Annotated in this window: 25 protein-coding genes and 5 tRNA genes; 21 read left to right on the forward strand and 9 right to left on the reverse strand. The window is 54.8% G+C overall.

Annotated features, from left to right (window positions below):
• The first annotated feature begins 15 nt into the window (after window positions 1–15).
• The 19 genes from mngB (at window position 16) to pnuC (ending at window position 14966) form a co-directional block, all read left to right on the forward strand.
• Window positions 16–2652, forward strand: a complete 2637-nt coding sequence (mngB, locus tag E0L16_RS01965; RefSeq protein WP_131636193.1) for a mannosylglycerate hydrolase — start codon at window positions 16–18, stop codon at window positions 2650–2652.
• A gap of 680 nt (window positions 2653–3332) precedes the next feature.
• Entirely contained in the window at window positions 3333–4901 is a 1569-nt protein-coding gene (gene cydA / locus E0L16_RS01970) for a cytochrome ubiquinol oxidase subunit I (RefSeq protein WP_063449338.1), read from the forward strand.
• Between the two features lie 15 nt (window positions 4902–4916).
• Window positions 4917–6056 (forward strand): cytochrome d ubiquinol oxidase subunit II, encoded by a 1140-nt coding sequence (gene cydB / locus E0L16_RS01975; protein WP_063449337.1) that lies wholly within the window; start codon window positions 4917–4919, stop codon window positions 6054–6056.
• A 14-nt stretch (window positions 6057–6070) separates the two neighbouring features.
• Window positions 6071–6184 (forward strand): cytochrome bd-I oxidase subunit CydX, encoded by a 114-nt coding sequence (gene cydX, locus E0L16_RS01980; protein WP_006177208.1) that lies wholly within the window; start codon window positions 6071–6073, stop codon window positions 6182–6184.
• Window positions 6184–6474, forward strand: coding sequence for a cyd operon protein YbgE (gene ybgE / locus E0L16_RS01985; protein WP_003858596.1), 291 nt, complete (start codon window positions 6184–6186; stop codon window positions 6472–6474). The genes cydX and ybgE overlap by 1 nt, the downstream gene beginning before the upstream one ends.
• Window positions 6475–6622: 148 nt before the next feature.
• Entirely contained in the window at window positions 6623–7027 is a 405-nt protein-coding gene (gene ybgC, locus E0L16_RS01990; protein WP_003858593.1) for a tol-pal system-associated acyl-CoA thioesterase, read from the forward strand.
• Window positions 7024–7716: a Tol-Pal system protein TolQ gene (tolQ, locus tag E0L16_RS01995; protein WP_072201887.1), complete on the forward strand. Its 693-nt coding sequence runs from the start codon at window positions 7024–7026 to the stop codon at window positions 7714–7716. Before ybgC ends, tolQ begins: the two co-directional genes overlap by 4 nt.
• Window positions 7717–7719: 3 nt before the next feature.
• The gene (tolR, locus tag E0L16_RS02000) at window positions 7720–8148 is read left to right on the forward strand and encodes a colicin uptake protein TolR (protein WP_003858589.1); all 429 of its coding nucleotides are present in this window, start codon (window positions 7720–7722) and stop codon (window positions 8146–8148) included.
• A 28-nt stretch (window positions 8149–8176) separates the two neighbouring features.
• Window positions 8177–9430, forward strand: coding sequence for a cell envelope integrity protein TolA (gene tolA / locus E0L16_RS02005; RefSeq protein ID WP_131636194.1), 1254 nt, complete (start codon window positions 8177–8179; stop codon window positions 9428–9430).
• A 129-nt stretch (window positions 9431–9559) separates the two neighbouring features.
• Entirely contained in the window at window positions 9560–10852 is a 1293-nt protein-coding gene (gene tolB / locus E0L16_RS02010) for a Tol-Pal system beta propeller repeat protein TolB (RefSeq protein WP_063866121.1), read from the forward strand.
• A 34-nt stretch (window positions 10853–10886) separates the two neighbouring features.
• Complete coding sequence (gene pal, locus E0L16_RS02015) at window positions 10887–11408, forward strand: peptidoglycan-associated lipoprotein Pal (protein ID WP_003858578.1); 522 nt, start codon at window positions 10887–10889, stop codon at window positions 11406–11408.
• Window positions 11409–11417: 9 nt separating this feature from the next.
• The gene (gene cpoB, locus E0L16_RS02020; RefSeq protein WP_063449334.1) at window positions 11418–12206 is read left to right on the forward strand and encodes a cell division protein CpoB; all 789 of its coding nucleotides are present in this window, start codon (window positions 11418–11420) and stop codon (window positions 12204–12206) included.
• Between the two features lie 161 nt (window positions 12207–12367).
• Window positions 12368–12443, forward strand: a tRNA-Lys gene (locus E0L16_RS02025).
• 27 nt (window positions 12444–12470) lie between these two features.
• A tRNA-Val gene (locus tag E0L16_RS02030) sits at window positions 12471–12546 on the forward strand.
• Between the two features lie 3 nt (window positions 12547–12549).
• A tRNA-Lys gene (locus tag E0L16_RS02035) sits at window positions 12550–12625 on the forward strand.
• Between the two features lie 41 nt (window positions 12626–12666).
• Window positions 12667–12742, forward strand: a tRNA-Lys gene (locus tag E0L16_RS02040).
• A 31-nt stretch (window positions 12743–12773) separates the two neighbouring features.
• A tRNA-Lys gene (locus tag E0L16_RS02045) sits at window positions 12774–12849 on the forward strand.
• Between the two features lie 331 nt (window positions 12850–13180).
• Window positions 13181–14224 (forward strand): quinolinate synthase NadA, encoded by a 1044-nt coding sequence (nadA, locus tag E0L16_RS02050; RefSeq protein ID WP_131636195.1) that lies wholly within the window; start codon window positions 13181–13183, stop codon window positions 14222–14224.
• A gap of 22 nt (window positions 14225–14246) precedes the next feature.
• Complete coding sequence (pnuC, locus tag E0L16_RS02055; protein WP_131636196.1) at window positions 14247–14966, forward strand: nicotinamide riboside transporter PnuC; 720 nt, start codon at window positions 14247–14249, stop codon at window positions 14964–14966.
• Here pnuC and zitB read toward each other — a convergent pair.
• Both zitB and E0L16_RS02065 read right to left on the reverse strand, forming a co-directional pair.
• A complete protein-coding gene (gene zitB / locus E0L16_RS02060; protein ID WP_131636197.1) occupies window positions 14963–15901 on the reverse strand; it encodes a CDF family zinc transporter ZitB in 939 nt (312 codons plus the stop codon). The genes pnuC and zitB overlap by 4 nt on opposite strands.
• A gap of 99 nt (window positions 15902–16000) precedes the next feature.
• Window positions 16001–16360, reverse strand: a complete 360-nt coding sequence (locus E0L16_RS02065) for a protein YbgS (protein ID WP_063449330.1) — start codon at window positions 16358–16360, stop codon at window positions 16001–16003.
• Window positions 16361–16664: 304 nt separating this feature from the next.
• Here E0L16_RS02065 and aroG point away from each other — a divergent pair, with 304 nt between their 5' ends.
• Complete coding sequence (aroG, locus tag E0L16_RS02070) at window positions 16665–17717, forward strand: 3-deoxy-7-phosphoheptulonate synthase AroG (RefSeq protein WP_107534944.1); 1053 nt, start codon at window positions 16665–16667, stop codon at window positions 17715–17717.
• 61 nt (window positions 17718–17778) lie between these two features.
• Here the strand turns inward: aroG and gpmA are convergent, their stop codons facing one another.
• The 7 genes from gpmA to modE all read right to left on the reverse strand — a co-directional run bounded on the left by gpmA (window position 17779) and on the right by modE (window position 25595).
• The gene (gene gpmA / locus E0L16_RS02075; RefSeq protein WP_006809557.1) at window positions 17779–18531 is read right to left on the reverse strand and encodes a 2,3-diphosphoglycerate-dependent phosphoglycerate mutase; all 753 of its coding nucleotides are present in this window, start codon (window positions 18529–18531) and stop codon (window positions 17779–17781) included.
• Between the two features lie 273 nt (window positions 18532–18804).
• A complete protein-coding gene (galM, locus tag E0L16_RS02080) occupies window positions 18805–19848 on the reverse strand; it encodes a galactose-1-epimerase (RefSeq protein ID WP_063866128.1) in 1044 nt (347 codons plus the stop codon).
• Entirely contained in the window at window positions 19842–20990 is a 1149-nt protein-coding gene (gene galK, locus E0L16_RS02085) for a galactokinase (protein WP_131636198.1), read from the reverse strand. Before galK ends, galM begins: the two co-directional genes overlap by 7 nt.
• A gap of 2 nt (window positions 20991–20992) precedes the next feature.
• Window positions 20993–22039 (reverse strand): galactose-1-phosphate uridylyltransferase, encoded by a 1047-nt coding sequence (gene galT / locus E0L16_RS02090; protein ID WP_131636199.1) that lies wholly within the window; start codon window positions 22037–22039, stop codon window positions 20993–20995.
• 9 nt (window positions 22040–22048) lie between these two features.
• A complete protein-coding gene (gene galE, locus E0L16_RS02095; protein WP_063449325.1) occupies window positions 22049–23065 on the reverse strand; it encodes a UDP-glucose 4-epimerase GalE in 1017 nt (338 codons plus the stop codon).
• Between the two features lie 201 nt (window positions 23066–23266).
• Entirely contained in the window at window positions 23267–24739 is a 1473-nt protein-coding gene (modF, locus tag E0L16_RS02100; RefSeq protein ID WP_131636200.1) for a molybdate ABC transporter ATP-binding protein ModF, read from the reverse strand.
• Window positions 24740–24806: 67 nt separating this feature from the next.
• The gene (gene modE / locus E0L16_RS02105; RefSeq protein ID WP_131636201.1) at window positions 24807–25595 is read right to left on the reverse strand and encodes a molybdenum-dependent transcriptional regulator; all 789 of its coding nucleotides are present in this window, start codon (window positions 25593–25595) and stop codon (window positions 24807–24809) included.
• A gap of 127 nt (window positions 25596–25722) precedes the next feature.
• Here modE and E0L16_RS02110 point away from each other — a divergent pair, with 127 nt between their 5' ends.
• Window positions 25723–25875, forward strand: a complete 153-nt coding sequence (locus E0L16_RS02110) for an AcrZ family multidrug efflux pump-associated protein (RefSeq protein WP_003858549.1) — start codon at window positions 25723–25725, stop codon at window positions 25873–25875.
• The last annotated feature ends 146 nt before the right edge of the window (window positions 25876–26021 follow it).

The raw sequence follows: 26021 nt of genomic DNA on the forward strand, positions 1-26021 counted from the left end.
CGACAGGAAACGAAGATGAAAGCTGTATCTCGCGTTCATATCACGCCACATATGCACTGGGACCGTGAGTGGTACTTCACCACCGAAGCGTCACGTATTCTTCTGGTCAATAATATGGAAGAGATCCTCACCCGTCTTGAACAGGATGCAGAGTACAAATACTACGTCCTCGACGGCCAGACGGCGGTGCTGGAAGATTATTTTGCCGTGAAGCCGGAAAGCAGGCCACGCGTGAAAGCGCTGGTGGAGGCCGGGAAGCTGATCGTGGGTCCGTGGTATACCCAGACGGATACCACCCTTGTCTCCGGCGAGTCGATTGTCCGCAATCTGATGTACGGCATGCGTGACTGCATGGCCTTTGGCGAGCCGATGAAAATTGGCTATCTGCCGGACTCCTTCGGCATGTCTTCCCAGCTGCCGCACATTTATAACGGTTTTGGCATCACGCGCACCATGTTCTGGCGCGGGTGCTCCGAGCGGCACGGTACCGATAAAACCGAATTTCTCTGGCAAAGCCTGGACGGCAGCGAAGTGACGGCACAGGTGCTGCCCTTGGGCTACGCGATTGGTAAGTACTTACCGGAGGATGAAGACGGGCTGCGGAAACGGCTCGACGCCTGGCTAGAGGTGCTCGAAAAAGCCTCCGTGACGAAAGAAATTTTGCTGCCTAACGGCCACGACCAGATGCCGCTCCAGCAGAACATTTTTGCGGTGATGGATAAGCTTCGCGAAATCTATCCGCAGCGTCAGTTTGTAATGAGCCGCTTCGAGGAGGTATTTGACCACATCGACGCGCACCGCGATGAACTGGCAACCCTGAAAGGGGAGTTTATTGACGGAAAATACATGCGAGTGCACCGGACCATCGGCTCCACGCGGATGGACATCAAAATCGCCCACGCCCGGATAGAAAACAAAATCGTCAACGTTCTTGAGCCGCTGGCCACGCTTGCCTGGACGCTGGGCTTTGAGTATCACCACGGCCTGCTGGAAAAAATGTGGAAAGAGATCCTCAAGAATCACGCCCACGACAGTATCGGCTGCTGCTGTAGTGACAAAGTGCATCGCGAGGTGATGTCCCGCTTCGAGCTGGCGGAAGACATGGCCGATAACCTGACGTGCTTCTATATGCGCAAGATTGTCGACAACATGCCGCAAAGCGATGAAGACAAACTGGTGATGTTTAACCTGACGCCCTGGCCGCGCGAGGAAGTGATTAACACCACGATACGTCTGCGCGCCAGCCAGTTCCGCCTGCTGGACGATAAGGGGAATGACATTCCTTATTTCCTCCGCAGCGCGCGCGAGATCGACCCCGGGCTGATTGACCGCCAGATTGTGCATTACGGCAACTATGAGCCGTTTATGGAGTTCGACATCCAGCTCAACCAGATCCTGCCATCAATGGGCTACCGCACGCTGTTTATCGAGCCGCACGTGGCCGGCAAGCTGCGGGTGCCAGAAAATGCGTCGGCGGCGCTGCTGGAAAATGCGTTCTGGGAAATAACGTTAAATGAAGACGGGTCGCTGCGCCTGCGCGACAAAGAGTCCGGGCTGATTTATGACCGCGCGCTGGAAATAGAAGAGAGCTCGGATGATGGCGATGAGTACGACTACTCGCCCTCTCGGGAAGAGTGGCGGCTCACTTCCGCGCAGGGCGAGCACGACGTTGAGGTGATCCACGAGGCCTGGCAGAGCAGGGCGGTGATCCGCCATCGCATGGCGGTGCCGGCGAATCTCGCCGAACGTTCTGCGCGTCAGCAGACGGGGATGCTTGAGGCAGAACTGACGGTCACGCTCGGCCATAACAGCCGGCGTATCGACGTTGAGGCGCGTCTCGGCAATCACGCGGATGACCATCGCGTGCGGGTGTTGATCCCGACGCCGTTCACCACGGAGGCGGTATTAGCCGATACCCAGTTCGGTTCGCTGACGCGCCCCGTACGGGATGAAGCGATGGCGAACTGGCAGGAGGAAGGATGGAAGGAAGCACCGCTGCCGGTGTGGAACCTGCTCAACTACGCGGTGCTCCAGGAACGGCGTAACGGGATGGCGCTGTTCACCGAAGGGTTGCGCGAATTTGAGGTGACCGGCGAGCGTCAAAAAACATTTGCTCTGACGTTGCTTCGCGGCGTGGGGCTGCTTGGAAAAGAGGATTTACTTTTGCGCCCGGGCAGGCCGTCCGGGATCAAAATGCCGGTGCCGGATTCGCAGGTACGGGGCCAGCTACGCTGTCGCTTCAGCCTGTTCACGTTTACCGGCACGCCCGTGAGTGCCGGCGTTGCGCAGCAGGCGAAGTCGTGGCTAACGCCGGTGCACTGCTATAACAAAATCCCCTGGGACGCAATGAAGCTTAACCGCACCGCCTTCACCACGCCCGGCAGCTACAGTCTGCTAACGCTTTCGCCAAACGGATGCGTGCTCAGCGCGCTGAAGAAAGCAGAAGATCGTGACGAGATGATAGTGCGTCTCTACAACCCGTCCGAAACGCAATCCTGCGACGTCGCCCTGTCAGTGAACCGCGTGGTGCTGGCCTGTTGCGAAACGAACATGAATGAGTTGCCCGACGCGGCAGGGGAGGAGAGTGCGGGCATTTCTGGTCCGTTCCGTCCGTGCCAGTCCCGAACCTTTAGCGTCAGGATAGAGAGGTAATACCTGGCTTAACAAAAGGCCGCAGGGGGTGCGGCCTTTTTTTTCATTAAAAAGTCACACAGGGGTGTTAATTTTAATGCTGCTAAAGGTGAATAAAATGTAATCATTTATTCTGATGGCAAAGTAATAAAAAAATACTGTGAAGCGGATAACAGAATATGTTTCGTCGTCCATAAAATACGATTTTCCTGTCGCGTTAATAAAAATCACAACTGTTTATATTATCTTCTGCCTTTTATAACGCTGCGCGCCTAAAAATATACATGTCATTAACAAGGTCTTTACTATGCATACCACAAAGAAACATCGTTAACAGATGCCGGCGTTTTTGATTTAAATCAATGTTTAATGCTTGGAAAAAGGCTCCAAAAGGCGTTAAATTGTTCCCGATCAAAATGGCCGAAAAGTGGTAATTTTGCTATAAATTGATCGCCGTCGAAAAACGTAAATCTGTTCGAATAAAAACCTGTTTATTGTAAGGGTTTTGCAGCGTATTATATTTACGGGATCAATTTGGTTTTTTCTTAACGTATTTGTAACCTTTCATCGTTGCTTTTTCCCCCTCCGGAGAATAAGCAACGAAGAAGGGACGCAGATAACTTTGTATTGGGGCATGCGTGTGGATCCTTATCTAACGGGGTTCACTCTCGGAGTCTTCATGCGATGAGCAAGGAGTCATAATGTTAGACGTAGTCGAACTGTCGCGCTTACAGTTTGCCTTGACCGCGATGTACCACTTCCTGTTTGTGCCGCTGACGCTGGGTATGGCGTTCCTGCTGGCGATCATGGAAACGGTTTACGTCCTCTCCGGCAAACAGATTTATAAAGATATGACCAAGTTCTGGGGCAAGTTGTTTGGCATCAACTTTGCGCTGGGCGTGGCAACCGGTCTGACCATGGAGTTCCAGTTCGGGACTAACTGGTCTTACTATTCCCACTACGTTGGGGATATTTTTGGTGCGCCGCTGGCCATTGAAGGTCTGATGGCCTTCTTCCTCGAATCCACCTTTGTAGGTCTGTTCTTCTTCGGTTGGGACCGTCTGGGTAAAGTCCAGCATATGGCGGTAACCTGGCTGGTGGCATTAGGCTCCAACCTGTCCGCGCTGTGGATCCTGGTGGCGAACGGCTGGATGCAAAACCCCATCGCGTCTGATTTCAACTTCGAAACCATGCGTATGGAGATGGTCAGCTTCGCTGAACTCGTCCTGAACCCGGTTGCTCAGGTGAAATTCGTCCACACCGTGGCGTCTGGCTACGTCTGCGGCGCGATGTTCGTGCTGGGCATCAGCTCCTACTATATGCTGCGCGGTCGTGACTTCGCGTTTGCGAAACGCTCCTTTGCTATCGCAGCAAGCTTCGGCATGGCGGCGATTCTGTCCGTTATTGTTCTGGGTGATGAATCCGGTTACGAAATGGGCGACGTGCAGAAAACCAAGCTGGCCGCGATTGAAGCGGAATGGGAAACCCAGCCGGCGCCTGCCGCGTTTACCCTGTTCGGCGTGCCTGACCAGGATGCGCAGGAAAACCGCTTCGCCATTCAAATTCCTTACGCTCTGGGTATTATCGCCACGCGCTCCGTCGACAAACAGGTCACTGGCCTGAAAGATCTGATGGTGCAGCATGAAGAGCGTATCCGTAACGGGATGAAAGCCTACTCGCTGCTGGAACAGCTGCGCGCCGGTTCTACCGACCAGGCCGTTCGCGATCGCTTTAACGACGTGAAAAAAGACCTGGGCTACGGCCTGCTGCTGAAACGCTATACCCCGAACGTCTCCGACGCGACGGAAGAGCAGATTCAGATGGCAACCAAAGACTCCATTCCACGCGTTGCGCCGCTGTACTTTGCGTTCCGCATCATGGTCGGTTGCGGCATTATTATGCTGCTGATCATCGCGGCCTCGTTCTGGTCCGTCATTCGTAACCGCATCGGCGAGAAAAAATGGCTGCTGCGCACCGCGCTGTACGGTATTCCACTGCCGTGGATCGCGATTGAATCCGGCTGGTTTGTCGCGGAGTATGGCCGTCAGCCGTGGGCGATCGGTGAGGTGCTGCCAACCGCGGTAGCGAACTCCTCCCTGACCGCAGGCGACCTGATCTTCTCCATGCTGCTCATTTGCGGTCTGTACACCCTGTTCCTGGTGGCTGAACTGTTCCTGATGTTCAAGTTCGCGCGCCTTGGCCCAAGCAGCCTGAAAACCGGTCGCTACCACTACGAGCAGTCTGCTGTGACGACTCAGCCGGCACGCTAAGACAGGAGTCATCAAATGATCGATTATGAAGTATTGCGTTTTGTCTGGTGGCTGCTGATCGGCGTTCTGCTGATTGGATTTGCGGTCACCGATGGTTTCGACATGGGCGTGGGCATGCTCACCCGTTTCCTCGGTCGTAATGACACCGAGCGTCGAATCATGATTAACTCCATCGCCCCGCACTGGGACGGTAACCAGGTGTGGCTGATCACCGCAGGCGGCGCGCTGTTCGCTGCCTGGCCGATGGTCTACGCGGCTGCGTTCTCCGGCTTCTATGTGGCGATGATTCTGGTGCTGGCCTCTTTATTCTTCCGTCCGGTGGGTTTTGACTACCGTTCCAAGATTGAAGACACCCGCTGGCGTAACATGTGGGACTGGGGCATCTTCATTGGTAGCTTCGTTCCACCGCTGGTCATTGGTGTGGCGTTCGGTAACCTGTTGCAGGGCGTACCGTTCCACGTCGACGAATATATGCGTCTGTTCTACACCGGTAACTTCTTCCAGCTGCTGAATCCGTTTGGTCTGCTGGCGGGCGTGGTGAGCGTGGCGATGATTATTACCCAGGGCGCAACCTACCTTCAGATGCGTACCGTGGGTGAACTGCACCTGCGTTCCCGCGCAACCGCGCAGGTTGCAGCGCTGGTGACGCTGGTCTGCTTCGCTCTGGCAGGCGTGTGGGTGGTGTACGGTATTGATGGTTACGTGGTGACGTCCGCGATCAACCATACTGCACCGTCTAACCCGCTGACCAAAGAAGTGGCGCGTCAGGCTGGTGCATGGCTGGTGAACTTCAACACGACCCCTGCGCTGTGGGCTATCCCGGCTCTGGGTGTGCTGCTGCCGCTGCTGACCGTGCTGACGTCTCGTCTGGAGAAAGGCGCTCTGGCGTTCGTGTTCTCCTCCCTGACGCTGGCGTGCATCATCCTGACCGCGGGTATTGCGATGTTCCCATTCGTGATGCCGTCCAGCACCATGATGAATGCTAGCCTGACCATGTGGGATGCAACCTCCAGCCAGCTGACGCTGAACCTGATGACGTATGTTGCTTGCGTATTCGTACCGATTATCCTGCTCTACACCAGCTGGTGTTACTGGAAAATGTTCGGTCGTATTACCAAAGAACATATTGAAAGCAACACCCACTCTATGTACTAAGTAAGGAGCTGAATATGTGGTATTTCGCATGGATTTTAGGGACGCTTCTTGCCTGTGCATTTGGTGTCATTACTGCCCTGGCGCTTGAGCATGTTGAAGCGTCCAAAGCAGGTGAAGAAAAGCACTAATGAACATTATCGCAACGTTATATGCGGTAATGGATAAGCGCCCCCTGAGGGCGCTTTCCCTCATTATGGCATTACTGCTGGCGGGCTGTATTTTCTGGGACCCGTCGCGCTTCGCGGCAAAAACCAGCGAGCTTGAGATCTGGCACGGCTTCCTGATTATGTGGGCGGTGTGTGCAGGGGTCATTCACGGCGTTGGCTTTCGTCCGAAAGCGCTTCACTGGCAGGGCATCTTCTGCCCGCTGATTGCCGATCTGGTTCTCCTCGCCGGTTTGATTTTCTTCTTCTTCTGAATAAGAAATGTCCGTTAACGATATGGGCTTACCCGAGCCCATAAAAATTTACTCTCCGTTTACTTTCCCCCATTCCAAACCATCATTCCCGCGCGTATAGTAGCGAAGTTTGAAAGCTCCAACTTTTCTTGTATTACCGGGATGTAAAGTGAATACAACGCTGTTTCGATGGCCGGTACGTGTCTACTACGAAGATACCGATGCCGGTGGTGTGGTCTACCACGCCAGCTACGTTGCTTTTTATGAACGGGCACGCACAGAGATGCTGCGCCATCATCACTTTAGTCAACAGGTGCTGTTGGCTGAGCGAGTTGCCTTCGTGGTACGCAAGATGACGCTTGAGTATTTTGCGCCTGCCAGACTCGACGATATGCTCGAAGTCCAAACAGAAATTACATCAATGCGCGGAACTTCACTGGTTTTCACGCAGCGGATAGTCAATGCAGAGAACACGGTACTGAACTCAGCTGAAGTCCTGATTGTCTGTGTTGATCCAACCATAATGAAGCCTCGTGCGCTTCCTAAGTCTATTGTCGCGGAGTTTAAGCAGTGACTGACATGAATATCCTTGATTTGTTCCTGAAGGCAAGCCTTCTGGTTAAACTTATCATGTTGATTTTGATTGGTTTTTCAATCGCATCCTGGGCCATCATCATCCAGAGAACGCGTATCCTCAATGCCGCTGGCCGCGAAGCCGAAGCGTTTGAAGATAAGTTCTGGTCGGGTATCGAGCTTTCTCGTCTGTACCAGGAAAGCCAGGGACGCCGTGATAGCCTTTCAGGCTCCGAACAAATTTTCTATAGTGGTTTTAAAGAGTTCGCTCGCTTACACCGTGCTAACAGCCATGCGCCGGAAGCCGTAGTAGAAGGTGCGTCGCGTGCGATGCGCATCTCTATGAACCGCGAACTGGAAAATCTTGAAACGCATATTCCGTTCCTCGGCACCGTGGGTTCCATCAGCCCGTATATCGGCCTGTTTGGTACGGTGTGGGGGATCATGCACGCCTTTATCGCGCTGGGCGCGGTGAAGCAGGCGACGTTGCAGATGGTTGCACCGGGTATCGCAGAAGCACTGATCGCGACCGCAATCGGTCTGTTCGCTGCAATTCCGGCGGTGATGGCGTACAACCGTCTGAACCAGCGCGTGAACAAACTGGAACTGAACTACGACAACTTTATGGAAGAGTTCACCGCGATTCTGCATCGTCAGGCGTTTACCAGCACCGAGAGCAACAAGGGGTAAACCATGGCCAGATCGCGTGGACGAGGTCGTCGCGAGCTCAAGTCCGAAATCAATATCGTTCCGTTACTGGACGTGCTGCTGGTGCTGCTGCTGATCTTTATGGCGACAGCGCCCATCATCACCCAGAGCGTGGAAGTTGATCTGCCGGATGCGACAGAATCACAGGCGGTAAGCACCAATGACGATCCTCCGGTCATCATTGAGGTTTCCGGCGTAGGGCAGTACAGCGTGGTGGTGGAGAAGGATCGGATGGATCAGCTTCCCCCTGAGCAGGTTATTGCTGAAGCGCAACGACGCCTGGAGTCAAATCCGAAGACGGTCTTCTTAATCGGTGGTGCGAAAGACGTACCATATGATGAAATTATCAAAGCGCTGAACTTGCTACATAGCGCGGGCGTTAAGTCAGTTGGCTTAATGACTCAGCCTATTTGATCATCTGCGTAGTTTTTGGGAACCGATAGTGTCAAAGGCAACCGAACAGAACGACAAGCTTAAGCGAGCGATAATCGTCTCCGCAGTGCTGCACGTGATTCTTTTTGCAGCGCTGATCTGGAGTTCGTTCGATGAGCACATTGATGCATCGGGCGGTGGTGGAGGCTCATCCATCGACGCCGTCATGGTAGATCCCGGTGCGGTAGTGCAGAACTATAATCGTCAGCAACAGCAGCAGGCGAGCGCAAAGCGCGCGGAAGAACAGCGTGAAAAACAGGCGCAACAGCAGGCGGAAGAGTTGCGTGAAAAGCAGGCCGCCGAGCAGGAACGTCTGAAGCAGCTTGAGAAAGAACGTTTGCAGGCGCAGGAAGCGGCGAAAGAGCAGGCGGAGCAGCAGAAACAGGCTGAAGCCGCAGCGAAGCAAGCCCAGGAACAGCAGAAGCAGGCGGAAGAGGCGGCAGCCAAAGCCGCAGCAGACGCGAAGGCGAAGGCAGATGCTCAGGCCAAGTTAGCCGCAGACGCGGCGAAGAAAGCGGCTGCTGATGCTCAGAAGAAAGCGGAAGCGGAAGCGGTGAAGAAAGCGGCTGCTGACGCGAAGAAGAAAGCGGAAGCGGAAGCGGCGAAAAAAGCGGCTGCCGACGCACAGAAGAAAGCCGAAGCGGAAGCCGCGAAGAAAGCTGCGCAGGAAGCCGAGAAGAAAGCGGCTGCTGATGCTGCGAAAAAAGCGGCCGCCGCCGAGAAAGCTGCGGCAGAAAAAGCCGCCGCTGCGGAAAAAGCTGCCGCTGATAAAAAAGCAGCCGCTGAGAAAGCCGCTGCCGATAAAAAAGCGGCTGCCGAAAAAGCCGCGGCTAAAAAGGCCGCAGCCGCTGAGAAAGCTGCCGCTGCCGCCGGTGTAGACGACCTGCTGGGTGACCTGAGCTCCGGTAAGAATGCACCGAAAACGGGCGGTGGGGCCAAAGGAAATGGACAGCCGTCAAAAGACAGCGGTACCTCCGGAGCCAACGGTGGGGCAACAGGTGCAGATATCAGCGCTTATGCCAAGCAGATCCAGGTTGCGATTCAGAGCCGACTCTTTGATGCAGGCCTGTATCAGGGCAAGCAGTGCGTACTGCACATCAATCTTGCGCCAGACGGCAGGTTGAAAAGCGTGATGTCTGAAGGGGGCGATCCTGCGCTCTGTCAGGCTGCACTGGCCGCAGCCAGATCGGCGAACATTCCTAAACCGCCTAGCGAGGCTGTTTATGAAAAGATAAAAGATGCCAAACTGGACTTTAAGCTGTAATCAACTCTTCTAACGGAAGTCTGAAAAACAGTCTATGGTCGTAAACAGGATAAGTAGTTTTGTCTATTTGGGTTTGTTAACATTCTGCTAAATTATCGTGGGTAAGGTTACCCAGATAAGGGAGATATGATGAAGCAGGCATTACGTGTAGCAGTTAGTTTTTTAATGCTGTGGGCAGCTGTACTGCACGCAGAAGTACGCATTGAGATCACCCAGGGGGTGGACTCAGCGCGTCCAATCGGTGTCGTTCCGTTCCAGTGGGCAGGCCCGGGCGCTGCGCCTGAAGATATTGGCGGCATTGTTGCAGCTGACCTGCGTAACAGCGGTAAATTTAACCCGTTAGATCGTTCTCGTCTGCCGCAGCAGCCGGGTACTGCGCAGGACGTTCAGCCTGCTGCATGGTCTGCGCTGGGGATTGATGCGGTAGTTGTCGGTCAGGTTACGCCTGCACCAGACGGCGGCTATAACGTTGCGTATCAGCTGGTGGATACCGGCGGTGCGCCGGGCACCGTTCTGGCTCAAAACACCTATAAAGTGAACAAGCAGTGGCTGCGTTATGCAGGCCACACGGCGAGTGACGAAGTGTTTGAGAAGCTGACCGGGATTAAAGGTGCGTTCCGTACCCGTATCGCGTATGTTGTGCAGACCAACGGCGGCCAGTTCCCTTATGAGCTGCGCGTCTCTGACTACGATGGTTACAACCAGTTCACCGTACACCGTTCTCCGCAGCCGTTGATGTCTCCGGCATGGTCTCCAGACGGCTCCAAGCTGGCGTACGTGACCTTCGAGAGCGGCCGTTCCGCGCTGGTTATCCAGACGCTGTCTAACGGTGCCGTGCGTCAGGTTGCGTCATTCCCGCGTCACAACGGTGCGCCTGCGTTCTCTCCGGACGGGACTAAACTGGCGTTTGCCCTGTCTAAAACCGGTAGCCTGAACCTGTACGTCATGGACATTGGCTCTGGCCAGATCCGCCAGGTAACCGATGGTCGTAGCAACAACACGGAGCCAACCTGGTTCCCGGACAGCCAGAATCTGGCCTTTACGTCTGACCAGGCCGGTCGTCCACAAGTTTATAAAATGAATATCAACGGCGGAGCAGCGCAGCGCATTACCTGGGAAGGTTCTCAGAACCAGGATGCTGACGTCAGTGCCGATGGTAAAACAATGGTAATGGTCAGCACTGCGGGTGGTCAGCAGCACATTGCCAAACAAGATCTGGTAACGGGAGGCGTACAAATACTGTCGTCAACGTTCCTGGATGAAACGCCAAGTCTGGCACCTAACGGCACCATGGTAATCTACAGCTCTTCTCAGGGGATGGGATCCGTGCTGAATCTGGTTTCTACAGATGGGCGTTTCAAAGCGCGTCTTCCGGCAACTGATGGACAGGTAAAATCACCTGCCTGGTCGCCGTATCTGTAATAATAATTAATTGATTACTAAAGGAATCTTAGAAATGCAACTGAACAAAGTGCTGAAGGGGCTGATGATCGCTCTGCCTGTAATGGCAATCGCAGCGTGTTCTTCTAACAAGAACGCAAGCAATGACCAGAGCGGCGAAGGCATGATGGGTGCCGGCACCGGTATGGACGCTAACGGCAATGGCAATATGTCTTCTGAAGAGCAAGCGCGTCTTCAGATGCAGCAGTTACAGCAGAACAACATCGTTTACTTCGATCTGGATAAATACGACATCCGTTCTGACTTCGCTGCAATGCTGGATGCGCACGCAAACTTCCTGCGTAGTAACCCGTCTTACAAAGTCACCGTAGAAGGTCATGCGGACGAACGTGGTACCCCAGAGTACAACATCTCCCTGGGTGAACGTCGTGCAAACGCTGTTAAAATGTACCTCCAGGGTAAAGGCGTTTCTGCTGACCAGATCTCCATCGTTTCTTACGGTAAAGAAAAACCAGCAGTACTGGGTCACGACGAAGCGGCTTACTCCAAAAACCGTCGTGCCGTACTCGTTTACTAAGAGAATTGCATGAGCAGTAACTTCAGACATCATCTGATGAGTCTGTCGTTACTGGTTGGAATAGCGGCCCCCTGGGCCGCTTTTGCTCAGGCACCAATCAGTAGTGTCGGCTCAGGCTCGGTAGAAGACCGGGTCACTCAGCTCGAGCGTATTTCTAACGCTCACAGTCAGCTTTTAACTCAACTCCAGCAGCAACTTTCCGACAACCAGAACGATATCGATTCCCTTCGTGGTCAGATCCAGGAGAGTCAGTATCAGCTTAATCAGGTTGTGGAGCGCCAGAAGCAAATCTTGTCGCAGATGGATAGCCTGAGCAGCGGCGGTGCGGCTGCACAGCCCGCAGCAGGCGATCAAAGCGGTGCGGCGACGCCTGCTCCAGCGGCAGATGCCTCAGCGTCGTCTGGAGCGCCTGTACAGAGCGGTGACGCGAATACGGACTATAACGCGGCCATTGCCCTGGTGCAGGACAAATCGCGCCAGGACGATGCTATCGTTGCGTTTCAGAACTTCGTGAAGAAGTACCCTGATTCCACTTACCAGCCCAATGCGAACTACTGGCTGGGTCAGTTGAATTACAACAAGGGTAAAAAGGATGATGCGGCGTTTTATTTTGCCTCTGTGGTGAAAAATTACCCGAAATCACCGAAAGCGCCGGATGCGATGTTTAAAGTTGGCGTGATCATGCAGGACAAAGGCGACACGGCTAAAGCCAAAGCGGTTTATCAGCAGGTGGTTGCTAAATTCCCGGGCACCGACGGCGCCAAACAAGCGCAAAAACGTTTAAGTTCGATGGGTTGATTACCGCATGACCAGAAATCGCGTTATTTCTGGTCGTGCAGCATGATTCCTAAGCAGTTAAGTGATCTTCATCGAAATTTTTGTTGCGCAGAATTCTTAAATCAGTAATATATGCCGCCGTTGCCACGGGATATCAAACAACGTGAAAGCAGCGCAAAAGTGGGTCGTTAGCTCAGTTGGTAGAGCAGTTGACTTTTAATCAATTGGTCGCAGGTTCGAATCCTGCACGACCCACCACTTAAAGCAGTTCCGGCAGTACAGAGTGGGTGATTAGCTCAGTTGGTAGAGCATCTCCTTTACACGGAGGGGGTCGGCGGTTCGAGCCCGTCATCACCCACCACTCGGGTCGTTAGCTCAGTTGGTAGAGCAGTTGACTTTTAATCAATTGGTCGCAGGTTCGAATCCTGCACGACCCACCAATTTTATTGGTTCCGAGTGATAATTCAGGCAACACCCGAATGGGTCGTTAGCTCAGTTGGTAGAGCAGTTGACTTTTAATCAATTGGTCGCAGGTTCGAATCCTGCACGACCCACCAGCCTGAATAGATTTGAAGTACATCCCGTAAGGGGTCGTTAGCTCAGTTGGTAGAGCAGTTGACTTTTAATCAATTGGTCGCAGGTTCGAATCCTGCACGACCCACCAATTTTAATGTCTTACTCAGATGTTAAACGTGAAGGATAACGTTGCTTTAGCAACGGCCCGAAGGGCGAGGCGAAGCCGAGTCATCCTGCACGACCCACCAATGTAAAAAGGCGCCCTAAAGGCGCCTTTTTGCTATCTGTCGTTCCCCAGTGCTTTGTAGGTCGGGTAAGGCGAAGCCGCCACCCGACAAATACTTCCGGCACCAATTCCCGATGACATTCCACCTGATATTCGCTATCTTGTTTAGTATACAAAACACCATTGCCGTCATTTTTGCTATCTACCGCAAAACAAAGGCAATATTGTTAAGCCAGTAAAACGAGAAGCCATAATGAGTGTGATGTTTGATCCCGAAGCCGCAATTTATCCCTTCCCGCCGAAGCCAGCGCCGCTAAGCCGGGATGAGAAGCAGTTCTATCGTGAGAAAATTAAGCGTCTTCTTAAAGCGCGTGATGCGGTGATGGTGGCGCATTACTACACTGACCCGGAAATTCAGCAGCTGGCAGAAGAGACGGGCGGCTGTATCTCAGACTCGCTGGAGATGGCGCGTTTCGGCGCTAAACATCCTGCCTCTACGCTTCTCGTTGCGGGCGTTCGTTTTATGGGGGAAACGGCAAAAATCCTCAGCCCGGAAAAAACGGTTCTGATGCCGACGCTGAATGCCGAATGCTCCCTCGATCTCGGCTGCCCGATTGATGAGTTCACCGCCTTCTGTGATGCTCACCCTGACCGTACCGTCGTGGTCTACGCCAACACCTCCGCTGCCGTCAAAGCCCGGGCAGACTGGGTAGTGACGTCCAGTATCGCCGTTGAGCTGATTGAACATCTGGACAGCATGGGTGAAAAAATCATCTGGGCGCCCGATCGCCATCTGGGAAACTACGTGCAAAAACAGACCGGTGCGGATGTGCTGTGCTGGCAGGGTGCCTGTATCGTCCACGATGAGTTCAAGACCCAGGCGCTGACCCGGATGAGAGCCTTATACCCGCAGGCCGCGATTCTGGTGCACCCGGAATCCCCGCAGTCGATCGTCGAGATGGCGGACGCCGTCGGCTCAACCAGCCAGTTAATTAACGCGGCGAAAACGCTGCCACACAAGCAGCTCATCGTGGCGACCGATCGCGGTATCTTCTACAAAATGCAGCAGGCCGTGCCGGAAAAAGAGCTTCTTGAAGCGCCAACCGCCGGAGAAGGGGCGACCTGCCGTAGCTGCGCGCACTGCCCGTGGATGGCAATGAATGGCCTAAAAGCCATTGCGGAGGGGCTGGAGAACGGTGGCGCTGCGCATGAGATCCACGTGGATGCTGCCCTGCGTGAAGGCGCGTTAATTCCGCTTAACCGCATGCTGGATTTTGCGGCTACACTACGTACTTAACTTATTACGCCCCGGAGAAAAAATGGATTTTTTTAGTACACAGAACATCCTGGTTCACATCCCCATCGGTGCGGGCGGCTATGACCTGTCGTGGATTGAAGCGGTAGGTACGTTGGCCGGTTTACTCTGTATCTGGCTGGCCAGCCTTGAGAAGATCAGCAACTATGCGTTCGGGCTGATTAACGTTACGCTGTTTGCGATCATCTTCTTTCAGATCCAGCTCTACGCCAGCCTGCTTCTACAGCTGTTCTTCTTCGCGGCCAACATCTACGGCTGGTATGCCTGGTCACGGCAAAACAGCCAGCAGGAGGCGGAGCTGCAAATCCGCTGGCTGCCGTTGCCAAAAGCCCTCGCCTGGCTCGCGGCCTGCGTGGTGGCTATCGGCCTGATGACCGTCTTTATCGATCCGGTATTTGCCTTCCTGACGCGCGTGGCGGTCTCGGTGATGTCGGGGCTGGGATTGAACGTCACCCTGCCACAGCTTCAGCCGGACGCCTTCCCGTTCTGGGATTCCTGCATGATGGTGCTGTCGATTGCGGCGATGATCCTGATGACGCGTAAATACGTTGAGAACTGGCTGTTGTGGGTGGTGATAAATGTGATTAGCGTGGTGATTTTTGCCCTTCAGGGCGTTTATGCCATGTCGCTGGAGTACATGCTGCTGACCTTCATTGCTCTCAACGGCAGCCGCATGTGGATTAACAGCGCGCGTGAGCATGGCTCTCGCGCGCTTTCACGTTAATGGTAATGTGCGTGTGAGTGGCCGGACTGCGCCTCGTTAAGGTGACAGTCTGGCCCGCTGCAAGGCTGGTACTCCATCTGGATGGTGGAGTGCGCAATCTCATAGTGATGCTCAAGGAAATGCTGAATACGTTCAAGCAGCGCGTCGTGATCGTGGGGCGGAACAACCTGAACGTGCAGCGTCATAAGCGGTTTTTCGCCAACCAGCCAGACGTGAACGTGATGAACGTTACGAACCTCAGGAATGGAGCGACTCAGGTTGCGCTTCAGTTCGCCAATATCCAGTGACGTGGGCGCGCCTTCCAGCAGCTCATTTACGCTCTCCTTCAACAGCCGCCAGGCGCTGCGCAATACCAGGCACGATACCAGCACGGAAAGAATCGGGTCGATAGGGGTCCAGCCCGTGCCCATAATGATCAGCGCGGCCACAATCGCACCAACAGAACCCAGCAAATCACCGAGCACGTGAAGCGCCGCGGCCCGCACGTTCAGATTTTTTTCGCTGCTGCCGCGGTGCAATATCCAGAACGCCAGAATATTGGCAACCAGGCCGGCAATGGCAATCACCATCATCGTTGTCCCGGCTACCGGTTGAGGATGCCGAAAGCGCTGAAAAGCCTCCCAGACGATGAGTATGGTAATCACCACTAAGGCAATCGCATTCACAAAGGCGGCAAGCGTGGTCAGCCTGAGCCAGCCAAACGTGTGGCGAGCATTGGGCGGGCGACGGGCAAACTGCACGGCCAGCAGCGCGAAGAGCAGCGCCGCGGCATCGGTAAGCATGTGTCCGGCATCGGCCAGCAGCGCCAGCGAGCCGGAAATAAGACCACCGATGACCTCAATAACCATAAACGTGGCGGTGACCGCAAATGCCAGCAGAAGCCGTTTGGCGTTTTCATCGCCGGAAGAGGGAGAATGGGAGTGGGAATGCGCCATGATATCTTTCCTGATTTATTATTATTTTTAGTGTAGCGTTTTTAAGTGCTTAAATAAAAAAGGAGAGCATGCGCTCTCCTTATTTCTTCTTAGACAGGCTTACTGAGTGGTGCCGTCCGTTTTGGTATTGGCATCGCTACCCACTTTGTCATTGGGGTCCGGACATTTACCGTCTTTACACATCGAGTTTTTATGAACCTCATCGTTGGTCATGCCGTCGTGGTTCATGGTGCCGGTATTCGTACCGCCGGTGTTAGTATTGCCCGTGTTGATATTGCTGTTATCAACATTATTTGGCGCAATATTCTGTTTTGCATCCGGCGCAACCTGGCCTGCTTCGGCGGCAGCATTAGCGTCACCGTTGCTGCCGGATGAACCTGCATCGGCTGCCAGCACGCTGCCGCTTGCCAGGGTAAGGGTTGCCGTCAGGAAAAGCGTAGTCAGTTTCGTCATTTTCATCATGGTGCTCCTGTTCTTATCGTTACGCTGGATAACATTCTCCAACAGTGCATCTTGTTCAGTGGCGAAAGATCCCGGATTTCTGCGTGAGGGCAGAATGGAATCGCGTATAAATATTTAAATTCAGCTGTTACAAGTAAAAAGTTTAGGCCAGATCTCATTTTTCGCTATTTTGTGGTGAATTTTAAGCGAATTCCAGGAATTATCTGCGTGAAGTGTAAAAGCCCGTTTACACTTCAAGGCCGACAAGTTAGATTGAAAGCATTGCTTTCATTACTAAAGATATGGCAGAGCCGGAAAGAAGATGAATTATCAGAACGACGATTTACGTATTAAAGAGATCAATGAGTTATTACCTCCCGTAGCGCTCCTTGAAAAATTCCCCGCCACTGAAAATGCCGCCAACACGGTGTCTCATGCCCGCAAGGCGATCCACAAGATCCTCAAAGGTAGCGACGATCGTCTTCTGGTGGTGATCGGGCCGTGCTCTATTCACGATCCTGCTGCGGCCAAAGAGTACGCGTCACGACTGCTCACCCTGCGTGAAGAGCTGAAGGACGAACTGGAAATCGTGATGCGCGTCTATTTCGAAAAACCGCGTACCACCGTGGGCTGGAAAGGGCTGATCAACGATCCGCACATGGACAACAGCTTCCAGATCAACGATGGCCTGCGCATTGCGCGTAAGCTGCTGCTGGAAATTAACGACAGCGGGCTGCCGGCGGCGGGAGAATTCCTGGATATGATCACGCCGCAGTATCTGGCTGACCTGATGAGCTGGGGCGCCATCGGCGCGCGCACCACGGAATCTCAGGTTCACCGCGAGCTGGCGTCTGGTCTCTCATGCCCGGTCGGCTTCAAAAACGGCACGGATGGCACCATCAAGGTCGCGATTGATGCCATCAATGCGGCTGGCGCGCCGCACTGCTTCCTGTCGGTGACCAAGTGGGGCCACTCGGCTATCGTGAATACCAGCGGTAACGGCGACTGCCATATCATTCTGCGCGGCGGTAAAGAGCCTAACTACAGCGCAAAACACGTGGCGGAAGTGAAGGCGGGTCTGGAGAAAGCGGGACTGGCGCCGCAGGTGATGATCGATTTCAGCCATGCGAACTCCAGCAAACAGTTCAAAAAGCAGATGGAAGTCGGGGCGGATGTTTGTCAGCAAATCGCCAACGGTGAACGCGCGGTGATTGGGGTGATGATCGAGAGCCATCTGGTGGAAGGCAACCAGAATCTTGAGGGCAGCGAACCGCTGGTCTACGGTAAGAGCGTGACGGATGCCTGCATTGGCTGGGAAGATACCGATGCGATCCTGCGCCAGCTGGCGGATGCGGTAAAAGCGCGTCGCGGCTAAGTCTGTCGCGGGCAATAAAAAAGCGTGGATTGCTCCACGCTTTTTTTATGTCCGGCGAAAATTACTTCGCTTTACCCTGGTTCGCCACTGCCGCCGCTTTTGCAGCGATTTCGTCGGCGTTACCCAGATAGTAATGTTTAACAGGTTTGAAGTTCTCGTCGAACTCGTACACCAGCGGTACGCCGGTAGGGATGTTCAGCTCGAGGATCTCATCTTCACCCATGTTGTCCAGGTATTTCACCAGCGCGCGCAGGGAGTTACCGTGAGCAGCGATAATAACGCGCTCGCCGCTTTTCAGGCGCGGCAGAATGGTTTCGTTCCAGTAAGGCACCACGCGGTCGATGGTCAGCGCCAGGCTTTCGGTCTGTGGCAGTTCAGCCTCAGTCAACTTCGCGTAGCGCGGATCGTGACCCGGGTAGCGCTCGTCATCTTTGCTCAGCTCTGGAGGCGTTACCGCGAAACCGCGACGCCACTGCTTAACCTGCTCGTCACCGTATTTCTCTGCGGTTTCCGCTTTGTTCAGACCTTGCAGCGCACCGTAGTGACGCTCGTTCAGCTTCCAGGATTTCTCAACCGGCAGCCAGGCCTGATCCAGCTCGTCCAGAACGTTCCACAGGGTATGGATGGCACGTTTCAGCACAGAGGTGTAAGCAAAGTCAAAGGTGAAGCCTTCTTCTTTCAGCAGTTTACCTGCCGCTTTTGCTTCGCTCACGCCTTTCTCGGACAGATCAACGTCATACCAGCCGGTGAAGCGGTTTTCATTGTTCCACTGGCTTTCGCCGTGGCGCACCAGGACAAGCTTAGTATTAGCCATTTCTTACTCCTCAAGCATTTTGAATGATAACAATTCTCATTATATTGCCGTGACTGTGCCAGCAGCAACGCTTAACCCTAACCATAGCGAAAATAGTTCGAGAGTGTAAGATGCATGTGAATCCAGGGTTATGATTTTGTCTGCGATCGCCGCTATTTTCAGCAAGCGGAGATAAAAAAGCCCTCGCGGTGAGGGCCTGGCTTTTTTGCCGGACGGCGCTTCGCTTATCCGGCCTACATTCATAGGCCCGTGCAGGCGCAGCGCCGCCGGGCGTTAAGCGCGCGGAATGAAATGATACTCGGTGACGCTCGTGTACTCTTCACCCGGACGCAGTACGCAGTCCGGCTGCGGCCATTCTGGATGGTTAGGGCTGTCCGGCAGGAATTCGCTCTCCAGCGCCAGACCTTGCCAGGCGGCGTAGTCGTTATGTTCACGCGCCGTGGTGCCCTCCAGGTAGTTGCCGGAGTAGAACTGAAGGGCAGGGGCGGTGGTGTAGACCGTCATCTGTAACTTCTCATCCGCAGACCAGACCTGTGCGGCAGGTTGAGAAAGATCGCCTTTCGCCTGCAACAGGAAAGCGTGGTCGTAGCCCTTCACCTTGCGCTGATCGTCATCACTCAGAAAATCCTGGGCGATGGTTTTCGGCTGACGGAAATCAAAGCTATTGCCGCTTACCGGTTTCAGCCCCTGGTACGGGATACCCATCTCATCGACCGGCAGATACGCGTCCGCCAGGATCTGGAGTTTGTGGTTACGGACATCGGTCTGGTTGCCGTCGAGGTTAAAGTAAGCGTGGTTAGTCAGGTTGACCGGGCACGGCTTGTCGACCGTCGCGCGGTACTCAATGGCGATGCGATTATCCCCGGTCAGGGTGAAGCGCGCGGTTGCGGTCAGATTGCCCGGGAAGCCCTGGTCTCCGTCGAGGGAGTCCAGAGAGAACCAGACCTCACCATCATTTTGCTGCACAATCTTCCAGCGGCGTTTATCAAACCCTTCCGGACCGCCGTGCAGCTGATTTTCACCCTGGCTTGAAAGCAGGGAATATTCTACGCCGTCCAGCTCAAACCGGCTTCTGGCGATGCGGTTGGCGTAGCGGCCTATGGACGCGCCAAGAAAAGCGTTCTGCTCAATATACTGCTCGGGGGATGCGCAGCCGAGCAGGGTTTCGCGCACGCTGCCGTCAGGCATGGGGACGCGGGCAGAAAGTAGGGTTGCGCCCCAGTCCATCAGCGTAACCACCATCCCGGCGCTGTTGCGCAGGGTTAACAGGCGATACGGCAGACCATCCGGTGCGAGTGTAGGTATTTCGTTTAGCACTGTCCGGCTCCTTGTGATGCTTTGCAGACATAGAAAGTTTCTTTGATGCCCGTTTTGGCTTCGTACTGTTTCGCCACGGCGTCCTGAACGGCAGGGACCAGCTCTTCCGGCACCAGGGCGACGACGCAGCCGCCAAACCCACCGCCGGTCATACGCACGCCGCCTTTGTCGCCAATCGTGGCTTTTACAATTTCAACCAGGGTGTCGATTTGCGGCACGGTGATTTCGAAATCGTCGCGCATGGAGGCATGCGATTCTGCCATCAGTTCGCCCATGCGCTTCAGGTCACCTTTCGCCAGCGCGGAGGCGGCTTCTACGGTACGGGCATTTTCCGTCAGTACGTGACGCACGCGCTTCGTTACGACCGGATCCAGCTCGTGGGCAACCTTGTTAAATTCATCGAGAGAAACATCACGCAGGGCCGGCTGCTGGAAGAAGCGCGCGCCGGTTTCACACTGCTCGCGGCGGGTGTTGTACTCGCTGCCCACCAGGGTGCGTTTGAAGTTACTGTTGATGATCACCACCGCCGCACCTTTTGGCAGCGGAACCGCTTTGGTGGCGAGCGAGCGGCAGTCAATCAGCAACGCATGCTCTTTCTTGCCCAGCGCGGAAATAAGCTGATCCATAATGCCGCAGTTGCAGCCCACGAACTGGTTTTCCGCTTCCTGACCGTTGAGGGCGATCTGCGCGCCGTCCAGCGGCAGATGATAAAGCTGCTGGAAAACGGTGCCGACCGCCACTTCCAGCGATGCAGAAGAGCTCAATCCTGCTCCCTGCGGCACGTTGCCGCTGATGACCATGTCGGCCCCGCCGAAATCCTTGTTACGCTTCAGAAGATGCTTCACCACGCCGCGCACATAGTTCGACCACTGCTGGCTGTCGTGGGTCACGATCGGCGCGTCGAGGGAAAATTCGTCCATTTCGTTGCCGTAATCCGCGGCGATCACCCGCACCATACGATCTGAACGTTTCGCGCAGCCGATCACCGTCTGGTAGTCAATGGCACAGGGCAGCACAAAACCGTCGTTATAGTCGGTGTGCTCGCCAATTAAATTAACGCGGCCAGGCGCCTGAATAACGTGGGTGGCAGGGTAGCCAAATTTTTCAGCAAACAGGGATTGTGTTTTATCTTTCAGATTCATTTTTAGACTCCTGATTCGCGGTAATGGACGTCGCTAACGGCACGCAGACGTTCTGCCGCCTGTTCCGCCGTCAGGTCGCGCTGGGTTTCCGCCAGCATTTCATAGCCCACCATGAATTTACGTACCGTTGCTGAGCGCAGCAGCGGCGGGTAGAAATGCGCATGCAGCTGCCAGTGTTGATTCTCTTTGCCGTTGAACGGCGCGCCGTGCCAGCCCATGGAGTAGGGGAAGGAGCACTGGAAGAGGTTATCGTAACGGCTGGTCAGTTTTTTCAGCGCCAGGGCAAGGTCGTCTTTCTGCGCGTCGCTGAGGTCGGTAATGCGCTGGACGTTGGCTTTTGGCAGCAGCAGCGTTTCAAACGGCCACGCCGCCCAGTACGGCACCACGGCAAGCCAGTGCTCGGTTTCCACCACGGTGCGGCTGCCGTCCGCCAGCTCACGCTGGGTGTAATCCACCAGCATTGGCGACCCGTTCTCTGCAAAATAGGCTTTTTGCAGCCTGTCTTCACGTTCGGCTTCGTTCGGCAGGAAGCTGTTCGCCCAGATCTGGCCGTGCGGGTGCGGGTTAGAGCAGCCCATCGCCGCGCCTTTGTTTTCAAACACCTGCACCCACGGATAGGTCTGGCCCAGCTCCGCCGTTTGCGCCTGCCAGGTGCTGACAACCTCTTTCAGCGCCTCAACGCTCAGCTCCGGCAGCGTTTTGCTGTGGTCGGGAGAGAAGCAGATCACGCGGCTGGTGCCGCGAGCGCTTTCGCAGCGCATCAGCGGGTCGTGGTTTTCCGGCGCGTCCGGCGTGTCGGTCATCAGCGCCGCGAAATCGTTTGTGAAAACGAAGGTGCCCTTGTAGTCCGGGTTTTTATCGCCCGTCACGCGCGTGTTGCCCGGACAGAGGAAGCAGTCCGGATCGTGCTGTGGCAGCGTCTGTTTTGCAGGCGTCTCTTGCGCCCCCTGCCAGGGGCGCTTGGCGCGATGCGGTGAAACTAAAATCCATTGCCCGCTGAGCGGGTTAAAACGACGATGCGGGTGATCGACGGGATTAAATTGCGTCATGACAAATCCTTAGTCCGGATAGCCCTGCGGATGGCGTGACTGCCAGTGCCAGGTATCCTGTGCCATTTCATCGAGCGTGCGGGTGACACGCCAGTTAAGCTCTTTATCCGCTTTGGAGGCATCGGCCCAGTAAGCCGGAAGATCGCCATCGCGGCGCGGCGCGAAGTGGTAGTTCACCGGCTTGCCGCAGGCTTTGCTGAAGGCATTCACCACATCCAGCACGCTGCTGCCGACGCCGGCGCCGAGGTTGTAAATATGCACGCCCGGTTTATCTGCCAGCTGCTGCATCGCCGCCACGTGGCCGTCGGCCAGATCCATCACGTGAATGTAATCGCGCACGCCGGTGCCGTCTTCGGTGGGATAATCGTTACCAAAAATCGCCAGTGAGTCGCGACGCCCCACGGCCACCTGCGCGATATACGGCATCAGGTTATTAGGAATGCCCTGCGGATCTTCGCCCATATCGCCTGACGGATGCGCGCCAACCGGGTTGAAGTAGCGCAGCAGCGCAATGCTCCACTCAGGCTGGGCTTTTTGCAGGTCGGTCAGGATCTGCTCCACCATCAGCTTGCTTTTGCCATACGGGCTTTGCGGCGTACCGGTCGGGAAGCTTTCAACGTAAGGAATTTTTGGCTGGTCGCCGTAGACGGTCGCGGAGGAGCTGAAGATAAAGTTTTTCACGTTTGCCGCACGCATGGCGGAGATCAGACGCAGGGTACCGTTGACGTTGTTGTCATAGTACTCAAGCGGTTTTGCTACCGATTCGCCCACCGCTTTCAGGCCTGCGAAGTGGATAACGGTTTCAATCGCGTGATCGTGAAGGATTTCAGTCATCAATGCTTCATTGCGAATATCACCTTCCACGAAAGTCGGCTGTTTTCCCGCAAGGCGTTCAATGACCGGCAGCACGCTGCGCTTACTGTTGCACAGGTTATCAAGAATGACGACGTCGTGACCGCTTTGCAGCAGTTGCACACAGGTATGACTACCTATGTAACCGCTACCACCTGTTACCAGAACTCGCATATTTCGCTCCATTAGGCTTATGGTATGAATTAACCATAGCATATCAGAGACGCGAAAAGTGTGACATGGGATAAAATAGTGGTATCGTTTACACAGGGTTTCACACGCGCTTTTTCACAGACTTCGTGCATTTTAGATCAAAGAGATAGAGAAGTATTGTTGCGGGTTGTCTGAAAAGCGGAGGGCGGCGCCCTCCACGGGTTAATCGATTTTGCTCAGCAGGTAGCGGTAATGCTCCCCGTCAGGCACAAATTCCAGCCGATGGGTCATGCAGGACGGGGCGTCTTCAGCATGGTGGGAGACAAACAGCAACTGGGTTTCACCTTCGCTAATCAGTACATCCACAAAGCGTCGGATCAGCTGTCGGTTAAGCGGATCCAGTCCCTGCAACGGTTCGTCCAGAATCAGCAGCGTAGGGTGTTTGACCAGCGCGCGTACGATTAATGCCAGCCGCTGCTGCCCCCACGACAGGCTGTGGAAGGGCGCATCGGCTACCCGATGATCCATGCCCAGAATATCCAGCCACTCCTGCGCCAGCTTGTGCTGCTTGTCCGATACCGCCTGATAAATACCGATAGAATCAAAGAAACCGGACAGGATCACGTTGCGCACCGTAGTGCTGACGCGGTAGTCCAGATGCAGGCTGCTGCTGACATAGCCGATGTGCTTTTTGATCTCCCAGATGGTTTCCCCGCTGCCTCGACGACGACCGAAGAGGGTCAGATCGTTGCTGTATCCCTGCGGATGATCCCCGGTGATCAGGCTCAGCAGCGTTGATTTACCCGCCCCGTTGGGGCCGACGATCTGCCAGTGCTCACCGGGATTAACCGTCCAGCTAAGGTGATTAAGAACAGGGCGATCGTCGTAGGCAACCACGCCATCGCGCAGCACGATGCGCGGCTGATCGGGATCAAGCCCGTGGCGCGCCGATGGCGCATCCGGCTCCGGCAGGGCGATACCGTCCAGCTTTTCGCTGTGCGCCAGCTGCGCAATCAGCGCCTGCCGGAGCAGTCCGGCTTTCTCGCCGGTTTCGGTCAGGCTACAGTCAGCCAGCACGCCCGCATAATGGACGAAATCAGGGATCTCATCAAAGCGGTTAAGGACCAGCACAAGCGTGTATCCCTGCTGGTTAAGCGTTGCCAGCAACGCGGCCAGCTGCGCGCGGGACTGCACATCCAGCCCGTCAAACGGCTCATCCAGAATCAGGAGTTCCGGCTCGCTCATCAGCGCCTGGCACAGCAGCGTTTTGCGCGTCTCGCCGGTAGAAAGGTATTTGAAACGGCGGTTAAGCAGGGCGGTAATGCCAAATTGCTCCGCCAGCTGCTGGCAGCGGGCAGGGTCTTTGATTTCATCCTGGATAATCTCCGCCGTCGTGCGGCCGGTATCTTCTTCACCGGGGCTGAGCAAATCGGTATTGTTACGCTGCCACTCATCGCTGACCAGCTTTTGCAGCTGTTCGAAGGAAAGGCGCGTCAGCCGGGTAAACGTGCACCGACGCTCACCCTCCAGCTGGGTTAATTCACCCGCCAGGGCGCGGGCCAGCGCCGATTTTCCGCTGCCGTTCGTGCCCACAAACGCCCAGCTTTCTCCGGCGCGCAAGGTTAACTCTGGCAGCGATAAGGTACGGGTATCGCTAAGACGAAACGTGCCTTGCGAAATATGCAATGATGACATGTGTTATCCCATTTTTTGCAGCAACAGATGTCAGGGATACCCAGAGTCGTCAGGGTTGTCAATGCGCTTAGCATAATGTGGCGATAATTACCCGGTCGGCATTGAAATATGCGGTCACTACAGCACCTTCGACTAATTTAGCCGCGTCGTTCACCGGAACGGTGGCGCAGAGCGACTGTCCATCCGGCAGGGTCATCAGCACTTCACACTGTTCTGCGCCGCGTTCAATGTGGCTGATTTCACCGCGTAGTTGGTTGTCGGCCTCTGCGGCCTGCTCAGGGTTAAGCGCGATGCCGATCCAGGGCGCTTTAAGTAATACCAGCACCTCCTGCCCTTCGTTCAGCCCGAGGCGCTGACCGCTTTGCGCGGTGATGGCGGCTTTAAGGCGCGTCGTACCGTCCGCGAGCAGGATCTCAATATGCTCCTGCACCTGCGAATGGTCGCGTCCCGTCACTGTACCAAACCACTGGTTGCGGGCGCTGGTCTGTAATGAAAAACGGGAGATGGCGCCCAGCAGGCTGTCCAGCGGCAGATTGTCGTCATCGCTCAACACATCAAAGGCTTTTTGCTGGATCTGCGCCAGTAAATCGTAGAGCTGGATCAGACGTTGCCCGTAACGCGTCAACACGGCGCCGCCGCCGCCTTTTCCGCCTGTGGCGCGGTCAACCAGCGTTTGTTCGCTCAGGGTGTTCATGTCGTTAATCGCATCCCAGGCGCTTTTATAGCTGATACCGGCGTTTTTGGCGCCCTGGCTAATCGAGCCAGTTTGTTCTATTTGTTTTAACAGGGCGATGCGTCGCGGATCGGCGAAAAGCTTCTGCTGAAGGCGTAGGGTGAGGAGAATTTCAGCCTGCATAACGGGGTCCCGGCAAAAAGGCTATTGTGACCCAAATGCCCTGATGCGAAAAGCGCACCGCACAAAAGGGGATGTTTTTCTTACTTTTCAGGGTAGAATAAGCCGTTCACAAGATCTGGAGAAAACCATGTTAGAGTTGTTGAAAAGTCTGGTATTCGCGGTAATCATGGTGCCAGTAGTGATGGCTATCATCCTCGGTGCCATCTACGGCCTGGGTGAAGTGTTCAACGTCTTTTCGAACATTGGTCATCGTCGTGACCAGCCTAAAAAGCAGCAATGATTTCCTCCAAAACGCCCGGTCAGTCCGGGCGTTTTGCTCTCAAGTTTATTTCTCTCCCGCCGATATCTTTTACAACGTTCCTTGAGTTTACGCACTAATGGGTACGATTTAACGCTATGAACGCCTGTGATATATCGTTATATTTA

Origin of the sequence: Enterobacter quasihormaechei (assembly GCF_004331385.1) — a bacterium.
GTDB lineage: Bacteria > Pseudomonadota > Gammaproteobacteria > Enterobacterales > Enterobacteriaceae > Enterobacter > Enterobacter quasihormaechei.